This window comes from Endozoicomonas sp. ALC013 (genome assembly GCF_049310205.1).
Taxonomy (GTDB): Bacteria; Pseudomonadota; Gammaproteobacteria; order Pseudomonadales; family Endozoicomonadaceae; genus Endozoicomonas.
Genome location: NZ_JBLYNS010000200.1, coordinates 1 through 6,791, shown reverse-complemented (window position 1 = coordinate 6,791; position 6,791 = coordinate 1). Strand labels below are relative to the sequence as shown.

General features: G+C 49.3%; 7 protein-coding genes. 4 read left to right on the top strand and 3 right to left on the bottom strand.

The features are described 5' to 3' along the window. On the bottom strand, positions 1–624 hold a 624-nt coding region (locus ACO6V1_RS21755), incomplete at its 3' end, for a hypothetical protein (RefSeq protein WP_422468509.1). A 401-nt stretch (positions 625–1,025) separates the two neighbouring features. Between ACO6V1_RS21755 and ACO6V1_RS21750 the strand changes: the two genes are divergently transcribed. After that, the gene (locus ACO6V1_RS21750; RefSeq protein WP_101746738.1) at positions 1,026–1,448 is read left to right on the top strand and encodes a LexA family protein; all 423 of its coding nucleotides are present in this window, start codon (positions 1,026–1,028) and stop codon (positions 1,446–1,448) included. Then, positions 1,445–2,722: a Y-family DNA polymerase gene (locus tag ACO6V1_RS21745; protein WP_422448991.1), complete on the top strand. Its 1,278-nt coding sequence runs from the start codon at positions 1,445–1,447 to the stop codon at positions 2,720–2,722. Before ACO6V1_RS21750 ends, ACO6V1_RS21745 begins: the two co-directional genes overlap by 4 nt. Position 2,723: 1 nt before the next feature. On the opposite strand, the gene ACO6V1_RS21740 is transcribed toward ACO6V1_RS21745, so the two are convergent. Together ACO6V1_RS21740 and ACO6V1_RS21735 are read right to left on the bottom strand one after the other, a co-directional pair. After that, a complete protein-coding gene (locus ACO6V1_RS21740) occupies positions 2,724–3,278 on the bottom strand; it encodes a hypothetical protein (RefSeq protein WP_422448989.1) in 555 nt (184 codons plus the stop codon). Positions 3,279–3,339: 61 nt separating this feature from the next. Next, positions 3,340–3,543 carry a hypothetical protein gene (locus tag ACO6V1_RS21735; RefSeq protein ID WP_422448987.1) on the bottom strand — a complete coding sequence of 68 codons (204 nt, stop codon included), beginning with the start codon at positions 3,541–3,543 and terminating at the stop codon, positions 3,340–3,342. Between the two features lie 228 nt (positions 3,544–3,771). Here ACO6V1_RS21735 and yghU point away from each other — a divergent pair, with 228 nt between their 5' ends. Next, positions 3,772–4,644: a glutathione-dependent disulfide-bond oxidoreductase gene (yghU, locus tag ACO6V1_RS21730; RefSeq protein WP_422448985.1), complete on the top strand. Its 873-nt coding sequence runs from the start codon at positions 3,772–3,774 to the stop codon at positions 4,642–4,644. Positions 4,645–4,888: 244 nt separating this feature from the next. Beyond that, positions 4,889–6,676, top strand: a complete 1,788-nt coding sequence (locus ACO6V1_RS21725) for a hypothetical protein (protein ID WP_422459991.1) — start codon at positions 4,889–4,891, stop codon at positions 6,674–6,676. The last annotated feature ends 115 nt before the right edge of the window (positions 6,677–6,791 follow it).

Genomic DNA, 6,791 nt, shown 5'->3' with positions numbered 1-6,791 from the left:
CACCGTATCCGGTGAGACCTGCTGGCCATTCAATGGCAAGCCGCTCAGGCAGCATTGTTCCTGAAAGCGTGCTACTCCCAGTTTGCCTTCCGGATTATCCGGGAAAGCCCTGACCACCGCATTCGGTGTGACCTGCTGGCCTTGCAGGCCCAGGCCACTCAGGCAACATTGTTCCATAAAGCGTGCTATTCCCAGTTTTCCTTCCGGAGTATCCGGGAAGTCCTTAACCACCGCATCCGCTGTGACCCGCTGACCATTCAGGAGCAGGCCTTTCAGGCAGCATTCCGCTTTGAAACGAGCTATCGCTAATTGGCACTTGCTATTCTGACCCGGCTCCCGTTTGAATTCCTGAATGACCTGATCCGGGGTGACTTTTCTATTGCCGTGTGGAACGTTCTGTAAGCAGAGCTTTTGCAGGAAGAAGCCACTTCTGAGCGAGGTTACATCACGGCTATATGCTTTAAGCACCTCAGCCGAGGTGGTCTTACGTTCTGGTAACGGTTTACTTTCCCAAAAGGCGTCTTCAAGAGTTTTGACATCATGCAGGGGGCGGCTTGTGCCTCTGCAGGACTGATGGTTTGAGACTTTTTTACCGTTAAATGTGCTTCTGGGGCGGTCAGGCATCCCGCTTGAACCGGTGTCATCCCGGCGGTCAGGCTTTGAGCGGGAGTGGGTGGATGTGGTTGCTTTCAGAGTACCTCCTAGTGCAATTTAGCGTTGATACCCATACCGTTCGTGCTGAGCTTGTCGAAGTACGGTGGCACCATCCTTCGACAAGCTCAGGATGAACGGGGTGTACGGGTATTAACGCTTTTCTGCACTAGATTATTAATGTCGCTGTTTGACCTCAAAATGATTGTCAGGTTCCATTGATGGTGTGTCAGGTGGAGAAGCAAAGATGCTCCATTGCAAGTCGATCAGAGTCGGCTTGCGGAACAGCTCTCCTGCCTCCAAAGTGCATCCGTTTTCTTTTAACCGCTAAATGCTTATACTGTATAAATAAACAGTTGATGAGATTGAATGGCATGAAGCCGATCCAGATCCTTCCACGACCTTTGCCAGAGACATTGCCCTTTTACCAGAGCCCGGCTGCCTGTGGCTTCACCAGCCCGGCAGCTGACTACCTGCAAGATACGCTCTCCCTGGACCAGCTGTTGATCCGTCATCCGGCAGCGACTTTTTTTGCCCGGGCCCAGGGGCGATCCATGGAAGGCGCTGGCATCTTTGATGGTGACATTCTGATTATTGATCGCTCCCTCACTCCGGGAGACGGTGATGTGATACTGGCCTTGCTGGACGGTGAGCTGATTGTAAAACGCCTGGTCTATTGCCATGGCAAACCGGAATTGCACTCGGAAAACCCCGACTACCCTGCGATTAAACTGGACTCTGAAGAAGGGCTCAATGTCTGGGGTGTGGTCACTGAAGTCATTCACCACCTGCGATGAAGGACGTTATTGCCCTCTGTGATGCCAATGCTTTTTACTGTTCCTGCGAGCAGGTCTTTAATCCATCCCTGCTGGGTAAAGCCCTGGGAGTGCTCAGCAATAATGATGGCTGTATCGTTGCCAGAACAGCGCAACTGAAAGCCCTGGGCGTTGCCATGGGGACACCGGCGTTCAAGGTCAGGGATCAGGTGGCCCGTGGTGAAATCATACTGAAAAGCTCCAACTATGCGCTGTATGGCGATATGTCTTCCCGCTTTATGTCGGTGCTGGAACAGTTCAGCCCGAAGCTGGAAGTGTATTCGATCGATGAAGCCTTTGTTGAACTCTCCGGTTTTCCGCTGGCAAATCTGCATGCCATAGGGTTGGATATGAAACGGCGGGTATTCCAGTGGACGGGGCTGCCGATTGGTGTGGGCATCTCAACCACCAAAACACTGGCCAAACTCGCTAACTATGCGGCCAAGAAATTTCCGGCAACCGGTGGTGTTGTGGATTTAACCAGCCCGATACGCCAGCAGCGGTTAATGGCAATCACCCCGGTTGGTGAGGTATGGGGAGTAGGCCGACGCATAGGAAAGCGGCTGGAGGCGGCAGGTATTCATACTGCTGCACAACTGGCAAACGCCAATCGTCGATGGGTCAGGAAACAGTTTTCTGTGGTGTTGGAACGGACGGTCTGTGAACTTCAGGGGGAGTACTGCATTCCCTGGGAAGAGGGGAGTTCAGCCAATAAACATCAGATTATGTGCTCCCGGAGCTTCGGCCAGCGGGTCACTACCAGGCAGGCACTTCATGCCGCACTGGCCAGTTTTATCTGTCGCGCCTGCGAGAAACTCAGAAAACAACAGCAGTATTCCCGTGAAGCCATTATTTTTATCAGGACCGATCCCTTTAAGGCCAATCTCCCGCAAACCGGACGGAGTCTGAAGCTGATGGTTCCATCGCCCACCAGTGATAGCTCGGTTTGGCTGCAACAGTTAAATCCGGCTTTGGACGTGCTGTTTCAGGAAGGTTACGAGTATAAAAAGGCGGGCTTTGCCCTGGTGGATCTTTGTTCCGGTGCAAGTTTTCAGGGAGACTTGCTGACGGCAGCAGCAATTCCGGAAAATACCCGGATGATGACCGTGCTGGATGCCATTAACCAGCGCTTTGGGAGCCAGACACTCCGGCCTGCATCAGTGGGCTTCCGGGCGCAGCCATGGCATATGAACCAGCAGGTGCTGAGTCCTTCTTATACGACGCAGTGGCCGGAGATCATGAAGGTTCAGACGTGAGTCAGGCATTGAGTTCACTTTGATGGATTAATGCATCAAGCCCGGCCATAAACTGGGACGGGCTCAGGTCCCGGGTGCTGAAAATATCCAGCCTCAATTGGGAGCGGCGATATTTAAACCGAAAATCCAGGATGAAGCGTGGATCGTGAGCATACAGTTTCTCCCTCACTTTGATCAGTTTCCTGAGTTTGCCCTGAAGATCATGCCGGTGTTCATAAAAGTGTTCTTCAACGATTGGCTGGATAAGAAGACCCCATAACTCAGCCCGGTTATCTTTTGGACAGGCACCGATATTCCAGCAGTTAGACGTCAGATCAATAATGTTTTCGATCTCATTATTACTGTCGCTGTATTCACTGAGCAACGGCTCAACCCAATCCGCAATAATGCCGGAGAGCCCCGGGCCTTCAAAGGAGGGTTTCTGGCCAGCACAGAGAAACGCCAGTCGGGAAAATATACGCTTTAAACGGTTAATCATGGTATGCAAAGTACACTCACCGAAATGAATGGTATTCAGTAATGCCCTGCAATTACTCAGGGAAGCAGCCATGCCCATAAATGTAGTCAGTGTTCACTGTGTCAGCATCACTTTTACTCTCCAGTCAGATTTGATTGAGTCAGTGCCAGAAGTGCAGGATCAGTGTGATCATAATCGCAATACCAACTAATAAAACGATTGATTTGATAATGTGTTCCTGTTTTTTCTGTGGCTGCTCATTATCAGCAGGTGAGTCTGTGTTTTTCAGTAAAAAGGGAACAAGGTCGGCCATAACCAGAAAGCAGGCCAGGAGCAGGACGGATACAACAACAGTTTTTATCATTGTTTGAACACTCCGGTTATTTTTTGAACGAAAGAACTAAGCAGTGAATTTGATGTATGACATAGATAGATGACTCTGTGCTTTTTATCCAGATTGTTTGCATCAAGGCCTGAAAACGATTCACGTTACTTTTCATGTCTGTGTTTAATACGGGAATACGCTTACCTTTCTTCGGGAATTATCTTATGCTGGGCAGCTTCGGGCTTAAGAACGAATAAGGAGTTGCCCATGGCAGATGCATCGTATGTTCCTCCCAGGGTATGGACTTGGGAAAATGAGAATGGTGGCCAGTTTGGTGGCATTAACCGGCCAACCGCCGGTGCCCGTTTTGACAAACCGTTACCGGTTGGCAAGCATCCATTCCAACTTTATTCACTGGCAACCCCGAATGGTGTGAAAGTCACCATACTGTTTGAAGAGTTGCTGGCGCTGGGGATTAAAGAGGCCGGGTATGACGCTTTTCTGATTGACATTATGGCAGGTGATCAGTTTGGTTCGGGCTTTGTTGGCATAAACCCTAACTCGAAGATTCCTGCCCTGGTGGATCGAAGCGACGGTGTGGAGATACCGGTATTTGAGTCAGGAGCCATCCTCCTTTATCTGGCCGAAAAATTTAATGCGTTTCTACCAGCGGAACCCGCCAGGCGGGCACAGTGTCTCTCATGGCTGTTCTGGCAGGTGGGCAGTGGTCCATACCTGGGGGGCGGCTTTGGCCATTTCTATGCTTATGCGCCGGAAAAATACCAGTACCCTATTGATCGCTTTGCCATGGAGGTCAAGCGTCAGCTGGATATGTTAAACCAGCATCTGGCAAACAATACCTATATCTGTGGCGATGATTATACCATTGCGGATATGGCAATCTGGCCATGGTACGGGGCCCTGGTGGATGGCAAAATCTACGATGCTGCCGAGTTTCTTCAGGTGGATGACTATCAACATGTTGTTCGATGGTCCAGACATATTGGGCAGCGAGAGGCCGTTCAACGTGGGAAAATGGTCAACCGCACCTGGGGTGAACTGTCCGGGCAGCTGAGAAACCGGCATGATGCTTCTGATTTTGAACTCAGGACCCAGGATAAACTGGAAGCTTCAGAATAAATTGGCAATATTCCAGAACCACAAAATAACGGAAGGGTGAAATTTTCACCGTTCCGTTGTAACGGTGTGAAGCATAAGAAATAACGTTTCTATCCTGTCTTTAACTCCACTTTTAATTCCACTTTGACCGAGATCAGTCAGTAACTTCAAACGAAGGCGTAATAGGCTAAATGATTATCTGTAGAAAAATGGAACAAAATTCATTAACTGTTATCTAATAAGAATTATCAAAAGGATCTATATAATGAATTTCCCAGTCTTAGTTGATTTAGCCAGCAATTATCGAAACAGGCAGCCAGACGTAACTCAGGAAAAACAACCGGCAGCTTCTCTAAAAGCAGATTCTCTAAAAACTGCGCCACAGCGCGATATTTCCATTGAGAATCTGACTTACGATCTGGTGTTGCCAGCTGACCAGCTACAACCTGCTGATGCACTGGGTAAAGCATTTTGCCGGGATGTGATGGCTACAGCCTTTTGTGCGAATCCCATCAACACAGACTGCCTGAAGCCGGTGCGTGTCAACCATCATCAAATAGAAGAAAGGAAAGTCAGTCCATTATTCAAAGGCGGCCTGTCTGAGTTAGTAAAATTATGGGGTCTTGTCGTCGAAGCAAAGGAGGTGGCAAATCAGGAAAGACCGACCAATACCCTGCCTTTTCAGGAACTGCAACGACAACTCATTATTACTCAGGATACAGGGCCAACGCTGACCAGCGAAGGGCAGAGAACACTGAATGAAGGCGTGATATTGTCATTGAAGTACGGATGGTATGATTTTTTAGAACGGATACAATTCATCGCTGAAAGCACTGGGGCAGAGTTCACAGAGGATGCCCGGACAGCACTGAGTAACGGTCTGGTACAGGCAGTAGATCACCTTTTTTACGATCAGGCAATGCTGTTACTGTCCTTCATGGTAAGCACTGGGACAGAGCTGACGAAGGATGCCCGGATAGCACTGAGTAACGGTCTGATAGTGGCAGTAGATAACCGTCTTTACGATAAGGCAAAGCTGATACTATCCATCATTGTAAGCACTGATACAGAGCTGACGAAGGATGACCGGATAGCACTGAGTAACGGTCTGATAGTGGCAATAGATAACCGTCTTTACGATAAGGCAGAGCTGATACTATCCATCATTGTAAGCACTGGGACAGAGCTGACGAAGGAGGACCGGATAGCACTGGGCAAAGGTCTGATAGTGGCAGTAGATAACCGTCTTTACGATAATGCAGAGCTGTTAAAGTCCGTCTTTGTAAGCACTGAGACAGAGCTGACGGAGGATGTCCGGATAGAACTGAGTAAAGGTCTGATAGAGGCATTAGATAACCGTCTTTACGATAAGGCAAAGCTGTTACTATCCATCATTGTCAGCACTGGGACAGAGCTGACGGAGGATACCCGGATAGCGCTGAGTAACCGTCTGATACTGGCAGTAGATCACCTTCATTACGATGAGGAAGAGCTGTTACTATCCATCATTGTCAGCACCAAGACAAAGCTGACGGAGGATGACCAGGAAAAACTGAGGAGTCATCTGGTATGGGCAGGGGCAGCAGCTTTCCAGAACTACGGGCGGGCAGAACGGTTAGTATCCACCATAAAGGGTACCGGGGTAGAGCTGACGGACGATGACGTAAGCAAACTGAATGAATCTGTGGAGCGGGCCATAGCTGACGATCATTACGATGGCGCTGAGTGCTTAACAGGCGTCATTGTGGCCCTGGGGGCAACGCTAACGGATGGAGTTCTGGATAAACTGAATGAAGCTCTGGAGCGGGCAATAGTGACTGACCGTTACGATGACGCAGAATGTTTATATGGCACGATTTTGAGCGCGGGGACAAAGCCGACGGACAAAGTCCGCAGGGCACTGAATAGCAAACTGAAATGGGCAAAAGATCACGGTCATAACGATATACAAGAGTTGTTACAACTGATGATTCAAGGCAGAGCAATCAGCGAAATTCAGAAACGCAACGGTATGTGGGAACTGCTCGATACTGTAATGAATCCATTTCAGTAGGCCCGCAGTGACTGCCCGGATGTAAGTAGCTAACCATATGAAATCATATATTTCTGACTACTTGTTCAGGTACTCTCGGCAACTGCTCCTGCGTTGCTCTAGCTCCTGCATCCAT

Bases quoted from the DNA above. Each gene is read 5' to 3' on its own strand.
- yghU (WP_422448985.1), top strand. From the start codon at position 3,772: ATGGCAGATGCATCGTATGTTCCTCCCAGGGTATGGACTTGGGAAAAT.
- ACO6V1_RS21745 (WP_422448991.1), top strand. From the start codon at position 1,445: ATGAAGGACGTTATTGCCCTCTGTGATGCCAATGCTTTTTACTGTTCC.
- ACO6V1_RS21735 (WP_422448987.1), bottom strand. From the start codon at position 3,543: ATGATAAAAACTGTTGTTGTATCCGTCCTGCTCCTGGCCTGCTTTCTG.
- ACO6V1_RS21750 (WP_101746738.1), top strand. From the start codon at position 1,026: ATGAAGCCGATCCAGATCCTTCCACGACCTTTGCCAGAGACATTGCCC.
- ACO6V1_RS21740 (WP_422448989.1), bottom strand. From the start codon at position 3,278: ATGGGCATGGCTGCTTCCCTGAGTAATTGCAGGGCATTACTGAATACC.
- ACO6V1_RS21725 (WP_422459991.1), top strand. From the start codon at position 4,889: ATGAATTTCCCAGTCTTAGTTGATTTAGCCAGCAATTATCGAAACAGG.